We start from the raw sequence: 18,965 nt of genomic DNA on the forward strand, positions 1-18,965 counted from the left end.
GGTTCTATTTCAAATGATCAAATCTTTGCGTCCACTGCTTCTGGCCAGCCTTCTTCTTCCCCTGGCCCTCCCTGTCACCGCCCACGCCGCCACGATCAACACTGCCCTGTCGCCCAATGTGCAAAAGGCCCTCAAGGCCAGCAAACTGCAGGATGACGCCCTGTCCCTGGTGATGGTGCCGCTCAATGGCCCCGGCACTCCGACCCTGTACAACGCCGACGTTTCGGTCAACCCCGCTTCCACCATGAAACTGGTGACCACCTACGCGGCCCTGGAAATGCTCGGCCCCAATCACCAGTGGAAAACCGAGTTCTACACCGACGGCACCCTCAGCGGCGGGATTCTCAACGGCAACCTGTACCTCAAGGGCGGCGGCGATCCCAAGCTGAACATGGAAAAACTCTGGCTGCTGATGCGCGACCTGCGGGCCAACGGCGTGCAGCAGATCACCGGCGACCTGGTCCTGGACCGCAGTTTCTTCATCCAGCCGCAACTGCCCGAGTTCAACGACGACGGCAACGACGAAAACAAGCCGTTCCTGGTCAAGCCCGACTCGCTGCTGGTCAACCTCAAGGCCCTGCGCTTCGTCGCCCGCAATGACGGCGGCCGGGTGCTGGTGTCGGTGGAACCGCCGATTGCCAGCATTCGCATCGAAAACCAGGTCAAGGCGGTCAATTCCAAGCAATGCGCCGGCGGCGTGCGCTACAACCCGGTGCCACAGGCAGACGGCAGCGTGACGGTGACCGTCGGCGGCCAGCTTGGTGACGGTTGCAGCTCCCAGACCTACCTGTCGCTGCTGGACCATGCCACCTACACCGCGGGTGCCGTGCGGGCGATCTGGAAGGAACTGGGCGGCAGCATCCAGGGCAAGGACCGCCTGGCTGCGACCCCGAGCAACGCCAAGGTGCTGGCCCGGGCGTTCTCCCCAGACCTGGCGGAGATCATCCGCGACATCAACAAATACAGTAACAACACCATGGCCCAGCAGTTGTTCCTGAGCCTCGGCGCGCAGTTCCGTAACGAAGCCGATGGTGATGACGCCAAGGCGGCACAACGGGTGGTGCGCCAGTGGCTGGCCAAGAAAGGCATCACCGCGCCGCACCTGGTGATGGAGAACGGCTCCGGTCTGTCCCGTGCCGAACGGGTCAGCGCCCGGGAAATGGCGGCGATGCTGCAAGCGGCCTGGCGCAGCCCGTATTCGGCGGAGTTCATTAGCTCGATGCCGATTGCCGGCACCGACGGCACCATGCGCAAACGCCTGAAGACCACCGCCATGGCCGGCGAGGCCCACGTCAAGACCGGTACCCTGAACACCGTCCGCGCCATCGCCGGCTACAGCCGCGACATCAATGGCAACACCTGGGCGGTGGTAGCGATCCTCAACGATCCGAAGCCATGGGGCGCTTCGTCGGTGCTGGACCAGGTGCTGCTGGACCTGTACCGCCAGCCGAAACTGCCGCAGACGGCTTCGGTGCTCTGACCCAGCGCAAAACCCAATGTGGGAGCAAGCTTGCTCGCGATTCGGTCGGCCAGTTGATAGGGATGTGACTGACCTGGCGCTATCGCGAGCAAGCTCGCTCCCACAGGGGATTTGTGTCCACTTTGACCCCATGTACCCAGCCCAAGTGGCTAACCCAACTGCGTCTCGACCCGATCCCGCCCGGCCTGCTTGGCCGCGTACACACCCGAGTCGGCCCTGAGCAGCAACGCATCGGCGCCCTCCCCGGCGCGCCAGGTGGCGATGCCGAAACTGGCGGTGACCACCCCCACATCCTCGATGGGCGCAGCCCGCAAGCCTTCCCACAGTTCCAGGGCCAGGGAATAGGCGCTGTCGCTGTCAGTGTCCGGGCACAGCACCACGAACTCTTCCCCACCCAACCGGCAGAACACATCGGTGCGGCGCAACCGTTGGGCAATGCGCTGGCAGACCGCCTGCAATACCCGGTCGCCCACCGCATGGCCGTGTTGGTCATTGATGCGCTTGAAGTGGTCGATGTCGAGCATGATGACCGCCAGCCCACCGGAACCACGCTCGACCCGGGCCATCTCCGAGGTCAGGCGCTCCTGGAAATAGCGGCGATTGCGAATGCCGGTCAGGGCGTCGGTCACGGACAGCGCCCGCAGTTCTTCTTCCACGCGTTTGAGGTCGGAAATATCCGAGATATAGCCGTGCCACAACACCCCACCGCCAGGCAGCTCCTCAGGCGTGGCCTCGCCGCGCACCCAACGCAGGCCGCGCAAAGGCAGTTGCACCCGGTACTCTTCACGCCACGGGCTCAAGGTGTGGGCCGAAGCACGGATCGAAGCGCGGACGCGTGTACTGTCCAAGGAGTGAATACGCGAGAAAATCGCCTCGGCGTTCTGCACCAGTACATCGGGTTCCAACTCATAGATGTCGCGGATGCCGTCGCTGGCATAGATCACGCTGAAGCGACCATTGAAGTCCATCTTGAACTGGTAGATCCCCCCGGGCACATGAGCGCTGAGCTTTTTCAACAGCAGGTCACGGGCCGCCAGCGCTTCGTGGACGCGTTTGCGTTCGGTGACGTCGATGCAGATTGCCAGGTGCCCGACCCACAGCCCCTGCTCATCGAGCATCGGTGTGGCGAGCATGTTCACGGTCAAGTGGCTGCCATCGCGGCGTACCAGGGTCCATTCCCGCGCCTGTTGCCCACCCTGTTCACCGCCCTCGAGCAGCATCGCATGGCAGGTGGGGATCGGTTTGCCAAAACGCGCGCCGAGCTGGGCGGCCCGGGCCTGGAGCTCGCGGGGCACATGCAGGCTTTCCAGGGTCATGCTTTGCAGCACCTCGCAACTCGGGTAGCCGAGCATCTGTTCGGCGCCAGCGTTGAATGTCGTGATAACGCCGCGCAGGTCAGTGGCAATGATCGCGACCTGGGTTGCGGCATCCAGCACACCGCGCAACTGGCCGTGGGTACCGCGCAATTCCTGTTCCCGGGCGCGCAGTTCACGGGTGCGTTGCTCCACCAGCTTCAAGGCCCGCTGCCGCTGGCTGACCAGCACGTAGAGCAAGGCACTGAGCAGCAGGCTGAGCAAGCCGCCGAGTATCACCATGCCCGTGATCGAAGAGTGATTGCTCGACAGGAACACCCGGCTGGGCCGCAATTCCACCCGGTAATTGTGATCGGCCAGGTGCAACAGGCGGGTCGCCGATAAATCACTGTCACCCGGCGCGTCGAGAGTGTCGAACAACACTTCCTCCCGGTCGGACGTGGACGGGTCCAGAACACGCATCGAAAGGTTGTCATGACCTGCGGTCGGCAAGCCATCGCCCACCAGCTGACGCATGTTGATACCCGCCACCACGTAACCGAACGGTTCCTTGGCCGAGGCTCGGGTGACCGGCGCCACCAGCAACACGCCACGGGCGAAGTCCGGTCCGACACCCATCAGGTCCAACGGCTGCGAAACCGCCACCGTACCGAGCAAACGCGCTCGTTCAAGCGCGGCCCGCCGCAATGGATGGGAAAGCAGATCGAACCCCAGGGGGGACATCGAAAGCGGCTGGCTCTGGAGGTACAGTACCGGCACGTACTCGTCCCGCTCGGCGGCCCGCCGCAAGCCGCCGCTATCGTCGGCCTCGCGGATGGCAAAGGCGTCGTCCCCCTGGGCTCGCGTCTCTTGCTCGAAGGATTGTCGCAGGTCCCGAGATACCCGGGGCGCCCAGGCGAAGGCCAGGGTGCGCCGCAACAGCGGTTCGACGTAGCCGTGAAATTCCGCGTTGGAAACCTTTACCGAATTGGCAAAGAACCGCCGCAAACCATCGAGACGTTGTTCTTCGTCCTGGAAGCGTTCTTCGATACGGCTGAAGCGCTCCTCGGCTTGCAACTCGAAGCGCTGGCGCAGTTGCTGACTGAACAGGTTCGTCATCGCCCAGCTCAGCAAGCCGGTCAGGAAGGTGCCGGCCAGCAGCACCAGCGAAGCCACTAGCCAGGCCGACACATCTTCGCTGATAAAGCCCAGGATCCTGGGGCGCACCCGATGCAATGCCATAAACACAACTCAGAATGGAGCCAGGCATAGGCACTGCCCTGGACACAACCTAAGTTATAGCCATTAGCCATTACTTTGACCAGCCCCAAAATGCAGCTGGAAGCCTTGAATTACAAGGCTTCATGGATCCAATCAGACTTCGATCAACGGGCCATGATCTTCCAGGCACGGTGGATCTTGCCGTTGCGGGCAAAATCCGGATCAATGGTCTTGGCGGTGATCTCTTCCACCGCGTAGCGCTCGCCGAGATTGTCCTCGAGCTGGAACTTGCGGAAGTTGTTGGAGAAATACAGCACACCGCCCGGGGCCAGGCGCGCCATGGCCAGGTCCAGCAACTGGACGTGGTCACGCTGCACATCGAACACGCCTTCCATGCGCTTGGAGTTGGAGAAGGTCGGCGGGTCGATGAAGATCAGGTCGTACTCGTCACGACTGGCTTCCAGCCAGGCCATCACGTCGCCCTGCTCCAGACGGTTCTTGTCGGAAAAACCATTGAGCGACAGGTTGCGCCGCGCCCAGTCCAGGTAGGTTTTCGACAGGTCGACACTGGTGGTGCTCCGAGCACCACCCTTGGCAGCGTGGACGCTGGCGGTCGCGGTGTAGCAGAACAGGTTGAGGAAGCGTTTGCCGGCTGCTTCTTTCTGGATCCGCAGGCGCATCGGCCGATGATCGAGAAACAGCCCGGTATCCAGATAGTCGGTAAGGTTGACCAGCAGCTTCACGCCGCCTTCGTTGACCTCGGTGAACTTGCCCTGGGCGCTCTGGCGCTCGTACTGCTTGGTGCCGCTCTGACGCTCGCGGCGCTTGATCACCACACGGCTCTTGTCGACGTTCAGTGCCTGGGGGATGGCCGCCAGGGCGTCGAACAAGCGGGCCGAGGCCTTTTCCGGGTCGATGGACTTCGGCGCGACGTATTCCTGGACGTGAACCCAGTCGTGGTAGAGGTCGATGGCCATGGAATATTCCGGCATGTCGGCATCGTAGACCCGGTAGCAGTCCACACCTTCACGCTTGGCCCATTTACTCAGCAACTTGAGGTTCTTTTGCAGGCGATTGGCGAACATCTGCCCGCCTTCGCTCAACCGCGCCTGCTCGACCACAGGGGCCGGTGCCGGAGCCGGTTTGATCGGGTTGCCGTTCTTGTTGTACTGGCGCTCTTGCGGTACTTCAGGGGCCTGATCGTAGGCGGCCTGCTCGCGCTCGGCCTGGCGTTGCTCCGGGGTGCGACGCTCGCCGGTGACGAACTGATCCGGCAGGACCTTGATCAGCAGCAGCTTGCACGGCAAGGCGCCGTTCCAGAACGAATACTGCTTGTGGCTGCGAATGCCCATGCGCTTGCCCAGGTCTGGCGCGCCGGTGAACACCGCCGCCTCCCAGTTCAGGCAGGCCTGGCGCAGACGTTCGCCGAGATTCTGGTAGAGGTAAAGCAGGCTGGCTTCGTCGCCCAGACGCTCGCCGTACGGCGGGTTGCAGATCACCAGGCCTTTCTGGTTCTGGTCCGGACGCGGTTCAAAGGTGGCGACTTCGCCCTGATAGATCTTGATCCACTCGCTCAGGCCCGCACGCTCGACGTTGTTGCGGCCCGGCTGGATCAGCCGTGGGTCGGCTTCGTAGCCGCGAATCCACAACGGCGGCTTGGCCAGCCCGGCGGCGGCGCGGGCGGTGGCCTCTTCGTGGAGTTTCTTCCACAACGCCGGCACATGGCCGAGCCAGGCGGTGAAGCCCCACTGCTGGCGACGCAGGTTCGGCGCCATATCGGCGGCGATCATGCCTGCTTCCACCAGGAACGTGCCGACACCGCACATCGGGTCGGCCAGCGCCCCGCCTTCAGCGGCAATGCGCGGCCAACCGGCGCGGATCAGGATCGCGGCGGCGAGGTTTTCCTTCAGCGGCGCGGCGCCTTGCTGCAGGCGATAACCGCGCTGGTGCAGGCTGTGGCCGGAAAGGTCGAGGGAGAGGATCGCTTCGCCGCGGTCCAGGCGCAGGTGGATACGCAGGTCCGGGTTGAGCTTGTCGATGGACGGTCGCTCGCCCGTCGGGGTGCGCAGTTTGTCGACAATGGCGTCCTTGACCTTCAAGGCGCCGAAGTGAGTGTTGTCGATACCCGAGCCATGACCACTGAACTCCACCGCCAGGGTGCCATCGGCCAGCATATGGTCTTGCCAGTCGACATCCAGCACACCGTGGTACAGGTCTTCGGCATCCTTCATCGGGAAGCGCTTGAGCACCAGCAACACGCGGTTGGCCAGGCGCGACCACAGGCACAGGCGGTAAGCCGTTTCCATGTCGGCCATGCCGCGCACGGCCGAGGTGTGCTCGCGCGCCTCTTCAAGGCCAAGCCCGACGGCTTCCTCGATCAGCAGGCCTTCGAGGCCCTTGGGGCAGGTGAGGAAGAGTTCGAAACGATCGGACATGGGATTTCCAGAGCCTTTGGCTAAGTGGACCGGGCAACGCATTGCCGGGCCGGGTTCAGTCAGGTGCTTTTCTCAAGAGCACCCGCGTGGCACGAATGTGTGCCGTGCCGCCCTCGCCGCTCAGGTTAAAAGAGCTTTGATGCGAAGGCAGGTAAAAAATTCTGTGCAACAAATTGTGAAAACTCGACCCTTTCGTCGAATAGTACCCGAGTGCAACAGGGGGACATTCTCATTCAAGCAAAGCCAGTCCCCTTTGGCGCAGGGCCGATCATACAGGGGTCTTGCTCAAAAGCGGTCAACGAACATGAAGTTACTTATCGCCCTAACATCTTTATTGTTACGTGCTTATGACAAAACGATCATTCCATCCCTGTGACGCTTTGGTTAGAACTCAACACAGGTTGACGTCGCAACGGCGTCAACACCTCGGCTCGTCACGCCGGCAACGAGCCACCAACGGCAGAATGATTCTGCCCCGGCCTCGATAGAGGTCGACGCTAAGTAACAGTCAACAAGTGAGGGCAACACCCTATGAGAAGACTTAAGCGTGATCCGTTGGAAAGAGCATTTTTACGTGGTTACCAATATGGCGTTGGTGGTAAATCCCGTGAGCTTTGCCCCTTTACTCTACCGTCGGTACGTCAAGCCTGGATCAACGGCTGGCGAGAAGGACGCGGCGACAACTGGGACGGTATGACCGGCACTGCGGGTATCCACAGACTCAACGAACTTCACGCCGTCGGCTGACACAGGGCTTAATACTCAAGAACTCGACAATTTGACACCCATATCGATTTAACCACGCACGTCCCATCCGGACGGCGGGCTACGGCCCAGGGGGCTCCTTCGAGGAGCCCTTTTTAATGCCTGGGCTTTATGCGATCGCCTGAGCGGCAAACACCAATACCTTGGCTTTATGTAATTACTAAGTTGCAAACGCCGTTGTGGCGAGGGAGCTTGCTCCCGCTGGGCTGCGCCCTGTAGGAGCTGACGAGTGCAACGAGGCTGCGATCTTGCTCCAGACAATTGAGTCGAGAGCGAACGATCAAGATCAAAAGATCGCAGGCTGCGCCAGCTCCTACAGAGTCCAGCGGGAGCAAGCTCCCTCGCCACAGGGGTCTGTTCAGACTTCAAGGCGCGGCTGATCAACCCAACGCCGCAATGGCATCCACCGATTCGCGGATCAACGCCGGCCCTTTATAGATGAACCCCGAATAGATCTGCACCAGGCTCGCCCCGGCGGTGATCTTCTCGGCGGCATGCTTGCCTTCGGTAATCCCGCCCGCCGCGATGATCGGCAAGCGCCCCGCCAATTCAGCGGCCAGCACCTTCACGGTGTGGGTGCTCTTGTCACGCACTGGCGCGCCAGACAAACCACCCGCCTCGTCACCGTGCTCCAGCCCTTCGACACCTTCGCGCCCCAGGGTCGTGTTGGTGGCGATCACCGCGTCCATGCCCGTCTCGATCAGGGCCTGGGCCACCTGGGTGGTCTCCTCGTCGGTCATGTCCGGGGCGATCTTGATCGCCAGTGGCACATGCCGGCCGTGGGTCAACGCCAGTTCCGCGCGACGCCGGGCCAGGTCGGCCAGCAATTGCTTGAGGGAATCACCGAATTGCAGGCTGCGCAGCCCCGGGGTGTTGGGGGAGCTGACGTTGACGGTCACGTAGCTGGCGTGGGCGTAGACCTTGTCCAGGCAGATCAGGTAGTCGTCGACGGCCCGCTCCACTGGCGTGTCGAAGTTCTTGCCGATGTTGATGCCCAGCACGCCCTGGTACTTGGCCGCTGCGACGCGAGCCAGCAGGTTGTCTACACCCAGGTTGTTGAAACCCATGCGGTTGATGATCGCCTCGGCTTGCGGCAGGCGGAAGATCCGTGGCTTGGGGTTGCCCGGCTGGGGTCGTGGGGTAACGGTGCCGATTTCGACGAAACCGAAACCCAACTGGGCGAACCCGTCGATGGCCGCACCATTCTTGTCCAGGCCCGCCGCCAACCCGACCGGGTTGGGAAACGCCAGGCCCATGACCGTCACCGGCAATTTCGCCGGTGCCTTGCACAGCAAACCGTTGAGGCCCAAACGTCCGCCCGCGCCGATCAGGTCAAGGGACAGATCGTGGGAGGTTTCCGGGGAAAGTTTGAACAACAGCTGACGGGCCAGGGTGTACATGGGCGGGTTTGACTCGATCGACGAAATGAGGCGCGGATTATAGCCGGGGTGAAGGGATGGGAGCGAGCAACCGATGGCGGCTGCTCCCGGGTTGAATCAAGACGTGGTCGTTTCCTGCAGAGTATAGGTATTGCCGGTTTGTTTCAGGTTGGCAAAGATGAGTGGAAAATAAAGAACCGTCATCATTATGGCGAAACAGCCATTGAGCATATGGCCCTGGGTATCGTCTCCGAACTGGGATTCACTCAATATGGCCGCTATCGCACCTAGGAACAGGGTGAGAGTATGACCAAACGATAGACGTACCCCCGCAACATTCACGAATGCATCGGCCAATTGCGTTCTGGTGGGCCACTGAACACCAGCGCGCACCTCCAAGGCCACTTGTTGTAAAGACTCAGGATCAGAAAAGACCGAATCCAGTCCTCGTTGGGGCGAAAGCACATGCCAACTTTTGCAGACAATCAAGGTAGCCACATCGGCTACCATTCCGAGCGCGTTCAGCCCGGCTTGAATAGCGTCCGCCCCGAAATCGTGACCAAGCTCCCCGGCTGCCCTGGCAGGCCCACTCAATGGCATGACCTTTCCCAGCTCAGCCAAAGCAAATTGACCTGCGCCATAAGCCGCTGCTGTCACCGCGGTTGACGCTGCGTTCGCGGGACCTGCGTTGTCTTTCAAAGGAAAGAAGGATTGAGCCACCGCCCGAGCCATGATGTAGACGACTCCACCGGTCAATGCTGGGAAAACCTTTGACGCCGCTCCCGTGAGAACGGCCGCGACCGAACCTCCCAGCGCAGCAGACGCTATGCACAAATTCCCCAACCGAGACTTCCAGGTCGCCTCCCCTGCCATCTCCCTGCGGACAGCCCCCATCAGCGTCAATGCCGGCCCCATCATTGCCAGCGCAACGGTCGCCCATGCCCGCGTGGCCTCAGGTGTATCACCTTCGCGCAGAGCGTGTTCGACGTGATAGCCAACGTACTGGCGCAAACAGGTGGCCAGCGCAATGATCAAGCCCGTGTGCCCAGCGACATTCAGGAGATTGAGTCCTGGCCCCTTGGCGGCTTCGAGCAGTTCCATGCCAGCCTCAAGTACTTCCTTCAAGCGATCTACACGGCTTTCGGCGCCAGTAGTGCCCCCTTCGCCGATTAAATTAAAAATTCCGCTGTTTTCAGGATCAGCGGGCATTTCACCCGATTCGATAAAGTGTTCAATTCGGATTTTCGCATCTAGATCCAGCTGTCCCAGATTCTTATTGCACTCCTGAAAGAAAGGCTCCGTTGCGCGACTTAAAAGCTCAAAGGCCGCTTTGACTTGCCTGGGTGATCCCAACTCGCTCGGTTGAAATCCCGTAGCGTTCAACATCGCGGGATCAAGCTTCTCTAGAGGCCCTGCTGAGGTATTTGAAACCGAAACAACGTCGTTCCGAGCCGCAGCGGGTATGCCGGCTCCTCCTGTAATTTGCATGGTCAATTTCTCCTTGTAGTTTGATCAACAGCCAAATTTTCCGAGCGTTACTCACCACTCACTCATCTCCCAAGCCTCATCCCCCATAGGCTGAAACACATCCCGCATAAATCCCTTAACAAACAGGTCCACCGCAAACGCCAGGCCATTGGCACCGCTGACCTCCCGGTAAAGCTGCGACTTTTCCAACCCCTGCTCCTTCAGTCGAACCAGCACCTGCAGCGTGACCGCCATCAGCGCCTGAGCGGTGGGATAGGCTGCGGTTTCGCCGTCGGCTCCCCGCAGGGCGCGGAGGAATTCATGGATGGCCTTCTCACCCTGCCCTTCCATCGCCAGCAGTACCTGATACAGATGCTCGAACTCAGGGTCCGGGCGTTTGCCCTGGCTCGTCCCCTGATGGGCGGCCAACAGGCGCGACTCCAGGCTCTGCACCGCAACATCCGCGCCGCGCTCAAAGGCGATTGGAGCGGTCGACGATTCAATCTTCATGGTCGTGCATCGCCTCGGCTGCCTGCCCGGTGAAGCTTGAGCACAACGCTTCAAGCGCCTGGGTCGCCCCTTGGTCCAGGACGCGAACCGTCTCCGGCAACTGCGCAATGCGCGCCATCAAGCGGGGCTCCAGACGTTGCCGGGTGGCTTCAACGTCGAACTCCAGCAGTTGATCGCCAAGCCGCAGCACGTAGCGGTTGTGCGGGTGGTAGTGCACGAGCAGATCGCCGGTCCACAACGGGCGCAGGCGTTCGCGCCATTCATCGCCACGTTCCCGGCAATGCTGCGGCAACAGTAGGTGCAGTACCGCGCCAATCTCGCCCGGTTGCGCGGTAAGCCAACGCTGGAGCATTTCATCCAGCCACTGGGGTTGCTCCAGGGTCTGGGCGAGCAGGTCCCGGGCAGCCTGAGCCAGCGCGTTGCGCAATTGCAGACCCAGCGATTGCCCGTTCCGCAAGCCTTCGGCCAGGTGCCTGGTGGCGCGCAGAATGCCTTCGGCATACCCCCGTTGGAATGCCTCGGCATGCAGCGCTTGCGCATCGCGCTGGGCCTGCTCGATGCACTCACGCGCCCGGCGCCGGGCCTCGAGCTGCAAGGCATGGCGGCGCCGGGCGGCGGCGATGTCTTCGCGAGCCAGGTGCACGTCTTCGCCAACGGGCACGTCAGTCAGGGTTCGGATGGAGTCGAGCATGCTGCACCGCCAAAAAGAACAAGGTTGGATCAGGTTTCGTGACGGGCCATTGCCGGTGCAGGTGAACCACCGCCTCGCAGAACTGCAAGTCCAGGCGTTCGAGCAGCGGGGACGGGACGTACCCGTGCCAGCCCCATAATGCGTTGAGGCCGGCCGCTTGTACCTGTTCCAGCGAAACCGGCGGACATTCGATCGTCAGGCGTTCCCGAGCCTCCAGGTTGAAACTGGCGAACCGGCGAACCGAGCCTGGCAGGCCCAGCAGCGCCGCGCCGCGCGCCAGTTCGGCGCGCATGCGACAGGCGCCCATGAGCGAGGCGATGTAGGGCAATTGCCGCCAATGACGAACCCACTGCTTCGCCACGCCGGTCAACGGCGGTGAGGGCCACGGCCCTTGCAGTGCCAGCCCCTCGAGGACGATCCGGTCGAGCAGATCGCGGGCCTCATCGCCCTCGAACCCCGCCGGTACGACCAGGCGCTGGGGGTGCAGGTAGGCCAAAGGCTCGGCGAGGATGCGTTCCAGACACTCAAGGTCCGACATCACGCGGCCTTGCAGTTGACTGGCGATACAACCAAGCGCCACCACCGGCCACCAGCACCGCGCCAATCGCCGCCAACCACCACGGCCACGGCGAATGCCGCCGCGTCGTGACCACCGACGGCGCGACATGCTGGGTTGCAGAGCGTTTGGACAGCACCACCGAAACGTTCTCGTACGCCACCGCGGCAAAACTGTTCTTGAGAAAGCGCTTGATGTCGGTGATCAGCAACTGCGGTTCGACATCGCGCTCATGCAACACCACCGCTGAAAGGTGGATGGGCGACGGCTTGCGCCCACCTTCGCCCGCATCGAGGTCGTAACTGACGTGGACCCGTGCCGACACCACGCCTTCGAGCACACCCAGCGACTGTTCGATGCGCTGCTCCAACGCCGAATACAGTCGGGCCTTTTCCGCACGGGGCGAGGCCACCAGGGAATCGGCGGGAAACATTTCGGCCACTTGCAGGCGTGGCCGGGAGGGCAACGAATACAGATTGAGCAGGTCGACGGCGGCGGGCAAATCCACTTGATCGATTTTCACCGCATAACCGCTCTTGCCAGCGTCGACTTTCACCGCGGCGATATTGTTGCGCTGCAGCACCGAAAGCACTTCATTGGCCTGTTGTTGATCCAGCCCTTCCAGCAGGTTCGGCTGACGGCAACCCGCCAGCGCCAGGCACAACAGCAGTCCCCACAGGCCTGGCTTCATGACGCACGCAACAAGGTTTCTGCCGTGCTCACCCCTTTGCGCACCAGCACGTTGAGCAGATTGATCTCCACGTTGTACTGCCCGGTCAACTCCTGCAGGTGGGCCAGCACTTCGGGGTGAGTGACGTCCGGCCGTTGCATCAACTGATTGATCGCCGAGACCTCTTGCTCGCTGTTGACGGCGGAACCGGCAAACAATTCGATCATTCGCGATTCCAGTGACACGACCGGACCTTCCTGCGGGCCGCGCAACTCAATCAAGGCCGAGCGCGCACTGACCGACGGGGAAACAGCTTGGATAGACATACGATGCACTCATGAAAATGGCCATCGTCATGAGCGATGGCCAACTGAAAGAGAACGGGTCAGCGAGCCGCCTGGATGATCGCCATGTCGATATCCTTGAAGCCCTTGATCGTGTTGGTCTGGGCGTTGCGGAACACCGTGTAGGAGGAAAACGCGGTCTGATAGGCCGCCAGTTTTCCGGGGTCTGAAGCATCCGCCTTGAGGTCCACCAGCGCTTGGTCCAAGGCTTCCTTCAGGCCTTGGGCGCCAAGCTCGAAGGCAACGGCTTGCTTGCCGAGAAAGTCATCGGGGAATAAGGGAATCATGATCGGGATACCAGGCATTCGTTATTCACTCTGCATGTTGGAGAAATGCCAGGACGAAGCGCTCGTCTTGACGTAGCCCTGCGGGCCGGTTTGGAACGACTTGCCCTTGAGTCCGTCGTCCCTGAGCTCGACAGTGAAATGCACGTAGCGGCCACCCCACTGCCGGTAAAAATCGTCGACGTACTGGCGGGCGGCAGCCAGTTCGGCATCCTGCAAATCGCCCGCGACGGCAAACGTGACACTGTCCCCATGCTCGACCCGACTGAAGGTCAGCGAAAGACGCTGCAAACCGCCCTGGGCCAGATCGGCGAGCAGCGCGTCATCCTGCACTTGCAGCACGACGTCGCGGGCATACGGCGCCGCCGCGAGCAAGGTCTCGAGCAGCCTGGCCTGCTGGTCCGGCGTGAGCAGGTTGCGTTGCGCGCTGAGCAGCAGCCGCGGCACCGACGGGTCCTTGAGGTCGAGGAAATGCCAGGCCAGTTGCGGATCATGGTCCACCAGCACCTGCTCCAGCCGGCGCCGCTCCTGGTCCATCACCCGCACGTGCCCGCTCAAGGTGGCGTGGCGCGTCAGCACCTGTCGGCTCCAGCCGGCATCGCGCTCGGACGCCACAAAGACATAAACCCCCTGATCACGCCCGCGCAGCACCTGGACCTGCGCACTGGCGCCCGCCATCAGCTCACGCACATCGGTTTCAGGCGCAGGCGTCGGCATCCACCAGAGGCTGATCGCGACGATCGCTACCGCCAACGCCAGAGCGCCGCCAAGCCCGCGCAGCCACCGCCGGCGCCCACCCAGCAGCACGCCAGTCTCTCCCCGGGCGTCGAGTGGCGAATCGAGCAACTCCGGCGCCCAAGGCTGGTCTTCAGGACGCAAGGCGATATACAGGCCGTCGATCTGCACCCTGGACTGGAAGGCACACTGCCGGACTTGCACGGGGTCGCCGAGCAGCCGCAGCGGCAAACCGTCTGGCGTGACCTGATCGGCCAGCACCTCGAAATTGCACCCGCCGTCCTCCAGGGGCACGAAGAAAGCATCCGCCGGCACGCTGGCTGAATGTGAGCCTTCTGCGAGCACATTCACCGCCCCAACGATGAACAGGGTCGTGCCTTCGCCAAGGGGAAACTCGCAGCCCTGCAAGGGACCATTGAGTATCCGCAGGACACAGGGCTGTGGCGTGGGGGCTGTCAGGACTGTCACCGTCCAGGCTCCAGAGCAGTCAAATGAGCTGCCATGGTAGAAAGGCCGGCCGCCGGCTTCCTGATCGGATTCTGCCGATAGCGTGCGGCAAAGGATCAGAATCCTGCGCCGGCCTGGTCATGGCGCGGTCATCGTCGGGCCTGGGTAAACACTTGATAGCGCTGCCAGACCTTGCGCGCATAACGCAGGCGCGCGGCCTGGCGCCGGGGAGAATTGCCAGCGTTGTAGGCACCGACCGCCGTCCAGTTATAGCCATAACGGGTGATGAACCCGGCCAGCACCGACGCCCCGACCTCCACCGACAGGCAAGGATCGTCCAGCAGGCGTTGTTCGGTAATGCCCTGGGTGCTCAGCCGTGGGAGATGGATGCTGTTGATCTGCATCAGCCCGATATCGCGGGTGCCATCGCGGTTGTGGTTGATGGCATCCGAGCGCAGGCCCGACTCGACCTCGGCAATCGCCTGAAGCAGTTCGGGTTCGATGGCGTGCAATTGTCCCGCCTTGCTCCAGCACCAGGCGTGCGCCTGGGCCATGCCAAACCCCAGGCCGAGACACACCGGCAGGCATAACCACGGTTTGCTGCGCCGCGTCATGCCAGGCGTCTCTCGCGGATCCACACCGGCTGTTCATGAATGCGCGCCCGCAAGATCTGCGCCCGAACACAGCCCGGATCATGCGCCAGACACTGGTCAAGCACTTGCAGCGCCTGCTCGTTGCGTTGCCAGAACCAGTGATGCCAGGCATGAAAATACAGCACGTCCGCCTGATCGGCCGACAACAGGCAGCGCCGGAACAACACTTGGGCCGCCTGCTCGCAGCCGCGCAAACTGGTAAGCAACGCCAGGCGTGTCAACGCCGGGATGCTGCCAGGGTCCAGCGCCAACGCACTGGAAACCGCCGAATGCGCCTCTTCGATGGCGCGCTCCGGGTCACCCAGGCCCATCATCGCCTGCCCCAGCCACACATCCGCCAGACCACACCAGGGTGGCGCGTACCCGGCATCGAGTTTCAAACACTGCCTGAACAGCACCCGGGCATCGCACAGGCTTTGCACCGTGTGCTGTTGCACGCTGCACAAGCCATTGAGATACGCCACCGCCACCGGATAGGACCCGCAGCGATCACCGACCGGCCGCAGCCCCGGTACGTGCTGGGCAACCAGGCATGTCAACGTACCCAGCGCCTCCCCCGGATCCCAGGCATCCAGCGTCTGACCGTGCAGCAAGGCCTGGTCGCGTCCACGAATCAACTCGATCGACCAGTGTTGCAACCCGCCCGCACCGATAAAACGACCGTTCAAGCAATAATCCGCCGACAACTGCCCGGCCAACGACCGCACGTCGTCCGAAGCCCCGCAGGCCGCGATCAGACCCGAGGGAATGACATGCAATGCCTCACCGAACGCCGTGGTCAGTTGGCGGATCATCAGATCCTGCAGATCCAGCGCCGCGATCTCGTCCAGATTGCGAAAAGGCAACACCGCCAGCGAAGGCGCCACCGCTCTCGCCTCGCTCGGTACGTCGAGCTCGACCACGGAACCGGTGAACCGATAACCCTGGCCGTAAACCGTCGCAATGTAGCCCTTGTTCTCCTTGAACAACTTGCGCAATGCGTAGATACAACGGGTCAACGACTCCTCCGCCGCATCCATCCGGGGCCAGACATGGTCCAGCAGAAAATCCTTGCTGACGACCGTACCCGCCGACTTCAACAACAGACGCAGTACGTGCAGCTCTTTGGGTGGAACATGAACGCCTTGTCCATCTCGCATCAGCGTTCCATCGCTTTGCAATAGCCAGTGGTCAAAAACGAATGACTTGACCAGCGGTTGATCAGTTGCACTGTCCATACTTTGAAACTTCTCTATAGAAAGTTACTGAAGCGCGCGTGAGCCTGTGGGTGTGACAGGCCCGGGATGACGAGCTGCTTGACTATAGGAAGATGCGTAGGAGGATTCCGTAGGTCGCTGAACGTTATTAACGTAGGAAACCGCGACGAAAACCGTAGGAAGGCACTCAATAAAATCAAGATATAAAACTTAACCACACCGCAAAGAGCGAACAAACACGGCAATGAATATTAAAAACGCTTTACCCCCTGGATAGGTACCCATCAAGGGCTATTCCCTATATGCCTCTGCACCGAATCGACTACATCCTGCACTGTCCTCCACACCTCCACCTCACCTTCGGGCAGCTCGATACCGAAAGCGTTATTAAGCGCCAGGACAAGCTCCACCAGACTCATGGAATCGATAAACAGGTCCTCGACCAACCGCGAAGCATCGCCAATGACCCGATCACTGGGGGGAATACCAAGCGCCAATGATTTGATGACGGCCTGGATACTTTCGCTTAGATTTTCTGACATTTTCTTTCCTGAAAAGAATCTGACAGACGTGGAACAGTACACGCCATGCCAGATTGAATATTGCAGCCGTTGCTCGACCTTAGAAGTTCAACATCGCCCTCAACATATCCGCATACTGATTCAAATGCGCCGACAAAGTCTTATTGAAGTTATCGTGATAAGCGTTGGCGTTCGAATACTTCTGCGTGAAGGACTGCAATCTGTTTTTCAGAAGTTCCTCCTGGGCGTTGAAGCCGGTTTGCCAGGCGTTGAATGCGGCCGTATCGAGCTTTACCTTGTCGCCATAATCCTTCAGCCCCTCGTGCATCACATTCAACGGCCCGATGTCGATGACCACGCACCAGGGACCGTTCGGCTTGGGATTCTGCTGAAGGCAACTGTCAGGCAGGCCCAGCGCCTTGAGCCATTTTTCCGCGTCTTCCTTGCTCGCTCCGGTATCGGGGGGGGCCGGAAAGAGCATGGCGGCAGGGTTGGGCAGGGAATATTTTGCAATCAGTTTTTCCAGTGCCTCGCGCAACGGGCCCGCACTTAACTCGACCTCTTTACCGTCGTTAACCCCTTCGACCCAATCCTTCATCATCGCGGTGATTTCGGTGTTGAAATCGGAGAAGAAGTCCGAATAGGCCGAGATGATGTGTTCGTAGCCGGCGAGGTAGCCGTTCTTGATCAGGTCGATCAGCTCAAGGAGTTTGTCGAAGAAGTCGTTCGATGAGTTTATCGTCGCATCCAAGGCCTCGGCGATCTCGAGGGGCTTGTCCTGCTCCAGGTGTTCCTGGAGGGCTCGGAGGATCTTGCCTTGTTCGTCATTGAGTTGCTGGCGCTGGCTGTTGTCCAGAAGCCCCGTGCCCTGGCTGTGGGTCATCACGGCAACGCATTGGCGCACCTGTACGGCCCACATTTGTGCTCGATCACGTTTGGCGTGGATCAGTTCGACAAACTCCGCGACGAGGTGCTGCGTCGTGGACTCGGCGGCATCGCCCTGCACTGGCTTGGCGATGATGGACGGGCACTTGAGCAGATGACCAAGGCTGCGGTTCATTGCGTTCATGGACCGATCGAGCAGATTCGTCAGGGAACTGACCGTTTGAATCTCAGCCGGTACGTCTGGAGGCGGGGCTGCATCGGTGATGGCCTCCACGTTCGGCAGCAGTACGATAGGCGAACGAATAGATTGAGTGATTTCCATAGGCCTCGCTCCTTCACGCCGTCACGGCACGAATGCCATCGCTACGGGATTGGAAAATCTGCATCACCGTGTCCATCATTTTTTGCAGCAGCGCCGCGTCGGCCCCATCCCTCTGGCTGACTTCATCAGCCAGGCTCTTCTGGCTGCTTTGCGCACTTTGCATCAGCACTTCTTTCTCCTTCGCCGCGAACTCGGTCAGACGCACCATGTTCGTGACCACTTGGCTGAAGCTCATCGACAGGGCGCTGAGGGCGCGGCCGATTTCCAGTTTCCTTTCGATCCCCTTGCTGCCCATCTGGCTCAGCCAGTCGGAGGTCTGGCCGACCTTCTGGGCCTTGAGGATCTCCCCGTCGAACCAGGCACGTTCCTTGTCCGTCAGTGTCGAACCCTTGGGTTTGAAGTCGACCGTTTTCGGCCGAGCGAAATCATCGAAGGTCTTGATCTTGTAGGTGGTCTGCGGGTTCCACTCATTGCGACCGCGTTCCAACGTGAGGTCGCGTTCCAGGTTGCCGGCATCCATGGCATTACGACGGTTCACGTCGATGTCGGCATGCTTCAACGCCTGGCCCTGGAAGGTCTTGACCATGGCAAACCCGGCGATGGCGCCGGACACCACCGCGCCGGTGATGGCGCTGTTCAGCGCCGCCCGGCCCGACTCGACAATGGCCGCGCCCTGGGATTTCGCCGCCTCAGAAGCCATGACGCTGAAGTGGCCGCGCAGTTGCGCATTGGCGACCCGCGCGACGTTCAAGGCAATGATCGCGGCCACCAGGACGTTGGCGTGTTTCTCCCAGGCGCCCGGGTCAAATGCCAGGTCGGTGCGCACGTCATCGCTGACCATCAACAACGCTTCAGCGAAGTCCTCCTGGTCCGATTCAGTGGGCTGGTAGGCGTTGATCCGGCTTCCCAGTTCCGCAGCCGAAGGGCCTGCGAAGTGACCGTTCTGGAGGATTTGCTTTGCAGCGATCTGGTCGAGGATCGGCGAATCCTCAAGGGATTTGCGTTTTGAAAATTGCTCTTGGGCGATCAACTCGCTCAGCCCTGCGTCATTGATCCGGTCGTGGTCAATGACAGGGGATGCGATGGTGGTTGGAACGTAAATAGTGCTCATC

The 18,965-nt window shown here is 61.2% G+C and carries 18 protein-coding genes; 2 read left to right on the forward strand and 16 right to left on the reverse strand.

Annotated elements, in window-relative coordinates:
- Positions 1-13 precede the first annotated feature (13 nt).
- The gene (gene dacB / locus AO356_RS02600; protein WP_060738454.1) at positions 14-1,480 is read left to right on the forward strand and encodes a D-alanyl-D-alanine carboxypeptidase/D-alanyl-D-alanine-endopeptidase; all 1,467 of its coding nucleotides are present in this window, start codon (positions 14-16) and stop codon (positions 1,478-1,480) included.
- A gap of 149 nt (positions 1,481-1,629) precedes the next feature.
- On the opposite strand, the gene AO356_RS02605 is transcribed toward dacB, so the two are convergent.
- The gene (locus tag AO356_RS02605) at positions 1,630-4,014 is read right to left on the reverse strand and encodes a GGDEF domain-containing protein (RefSeq protein ID WP_060738455.1); all 2,385 of its coding nucleotides are present in this window, start codon (positions 4,012-4,014) and stop codon (positions 1,630-1,632) included.
- A 143-nt stretch (positions 4,015-4,157) separates the two neighbouring features.
- On the reverse strand, positions 4,158-6,428 hold the full coding sequence (rlmKL, locus tag AO356_RS02610; RefSeq protein ID WP_060738456.1) for a bifunctional 23S rRNA (guanine(2069)-N(7))-methyltransferase RlmK/23S rRNA (guanine(2445)-N(2))-methyltransferase RlmL: 2,271 nt from the start codon (positions 6,426-6,428) through the stop codon (positions 4,158-4,160).
- 531 nt (positions 6,429-6,959) lie between these two features.
- On the opposite strand from rlmKL, the gene rmf reads away from it, so the two are divergent.
- On the forward strand, positions 6,960-7,175 hold the full coding sequence (gene rmf / locus AO356_RS30565; protein WP_003223300.1) for a ribosome modulation factor: 216 nt from the start codon (positions 6,960-6,962) through the stop codon (positions 7,173-7,175).
- A gap of 398 nt (positions 7,176-7,573) precedes the next feature.
- On the opposite strand, the gene AO356_RS02615 is transcribed toward rmf, so the two are convergent.
- The 14 genes from AO356_RS02615 to AO356_RS02680 form a co-directional block, all read right to left on the reverse strand.
- On the reverse strand, positions 7,574-8,593 hold the full coding sequence (locus AO356_RS02615) for a quinone-dependent dihydroorotate dehydrogenase (RefSeq protein ID WP_060738457.1): 1,020 nt from the start codon (positions 8,591-8,593) through the stop codon (positions 7,574-7,576).
- A 96-nt stretch (positions 8,594-8,689) separates the two neighbouring features.
- The gene (locus AO356_RS02620; protein WP_103308503.1) at positions 8,690-10,060 is read right to left on the reverse strand and encodes a hypothetical protein; all 1,371 of its coding nucleotides are present in this window, start codon (positions 10,058-10,060) and stop codon (positions 8,690-8,692) included.
- Between the two features lie 51 nt (positions 10,061-10,111).
- On the reverse strand, positions 10,112-10,549 hold the full coding sequence (locus tag AO356_RS02625; RefSeq protein ID WP_060738458.1) for a hypothetical protein: 438 nt from the start codon (positions 10,547-10,549) through the stop codon (positions 10,112-10,114).
- Positions 10,539-11,240, reverse strand: a complete 702-nt coding sequence (locus AO356_RS02630; protein WP_060738459.1) for a hypothetical protein — start codon at positions 11,238-11,240, stop codon at positions 10,539-10,541. Before AO356_RS02630 ends, AO356_RS02625 begins: the two co-directional genes overlap by 11 nt.
- A complete protein-coding gene (locus AO356_RS02635) occupies positions 11,212-11,778 on the reverse strand; it encodes a secretion system protein (protein ID WP_060738460.1) in 567 nt (188 codons plus the stop codon). The genes AO356_RS02630 and AO356_RS02635 overlap by 29 nt, the downstream gene beginning before the upstream one ends.
- On the reverse strand, positions 11,765-12,487 hold the full coding sequence (locus AO356_RS02640) for an EscJ/YscJ/HrcJ family type III secretion inner membrane ring protein (RefSeq protein WP_060738461.1): 723 nt from the start codon (positions 12,485-12,487) through the stop codon (positions 11,765-11,767). Before AO356_RS02640 ends, AO356_RS02635 begins: the two co-directional genes overlap by 14 nt.
- Positions 12,484-12,792: a type III secretion system inner rod subunit SctI gene (sctI, locus tag AO356_RS02645; RefSeq protein WP_060738462.1), complete on the reverse strand. Its 309-nt coding sequence runs from the start codon at positions 12,790-12,792 to the stop codon at positions 12,484-12,486. The genes AO356_RS02640 and sctI overlap by 4 nt, the downstream gene beginning before the upstream one ends.
- A gap of 59 nt (positions 12,793-12,851) precedes the next feature.
- Positions 12,852-13,097: a type III secretion system needle filament subunit SctF gene (gene sctF / locus AO356_RS02650; RefSeq protein ID WP_109791136.1), complete on the reverse strand. Its 246-nt coding sequence runs from the start codon at positions 13,095-13,097 to the stop codon at positions 12,852-12,854.
- Between the two features lie 21 nt (positions 13,098-13,118).
- Positions 13,119-14,297, reverse strand: coding sequence for a PrgH/EprH family type III secretion apparatus protein (locus AO356_RS02655; protein WP_060738464.1), 1,179 nt, complete (start codon positions 14,295-14,297; stop codon positions 13,119-13,121).
- 128 nt (positions 14,298-14,425) lie between these two features.
- Entirely contained in the window at positions 14,426-14,890 is a 465-nt protein-coding gene (locus AO356_RS02660) for a transglycosylase SLT domain-containing protein (protein ID WP_060738465.1), read from the reverse strand.
- The gene (locus tag AO356_RS02665; RefSeq protein WP_237140800.1) at positions 14,887-16,068 is read right to left on the reverse strand and encodes a winged helix-turn-helix domain-containing protein; all 1,182 of its coding nucleotides are present in this window, start codon (positions 16,066-16,068) and stop codon (positions 14,887-14,889) included. Before AO356_RS02665 ends, AO356_RS02660 begins: the two co-directional genes overlap by 4 nt.
- A 341-nt stretch (positions 16,069-16,409) precedes the next feature.
- Positions 16,410-16,667: an acyl carrier protein gene (locus AO356_RS02670; RefSeq protein WP_060738467.1), complete on the reverse strand. Its 258-nt coding sequence runs from the start codon at positions 16,665-16,667 to the stop codon at positions 16,410-16,412.
- A gap of 79 nt (positions 16,668-16,746) precedes the next feature.
- Positions 16,747-17,853 (reverse strand): IpaD/SipD/SspD family type III secretion system needle tip protein, encoded by a 1,107-nt coding sequence (locus tag AO356_RS02675; protein ID WP_060738468.1) that lies wholly within the window; start codon positions 17,851-17,853, stop codon positions 16,747-16,749.
- Positions 17,854-17,866: 13 nt separating this feature from the next.
- Entirely contained in the window at positions 17,867-18,964 is a 1,098-nt protein-coding gene (locus AO356_RS02680; protein ID WP_060738469.1) for a hypothetical protein, read from the reverse strand.
- Position 18,965 lies beyond the last annotated feature (1 nt).

The sequence above is a fragment of the Pseudomonas fluorescens genome, assembly GCF_001307275.1.
Taxonomy (GTDB): Bacteria; Pseudomonadota; Gammaproteobacteria; order Pseudomonadales; family Pseudomonadaceae; genus Aquipseudomonas; species Aquipseudomonas fluorescens_AA.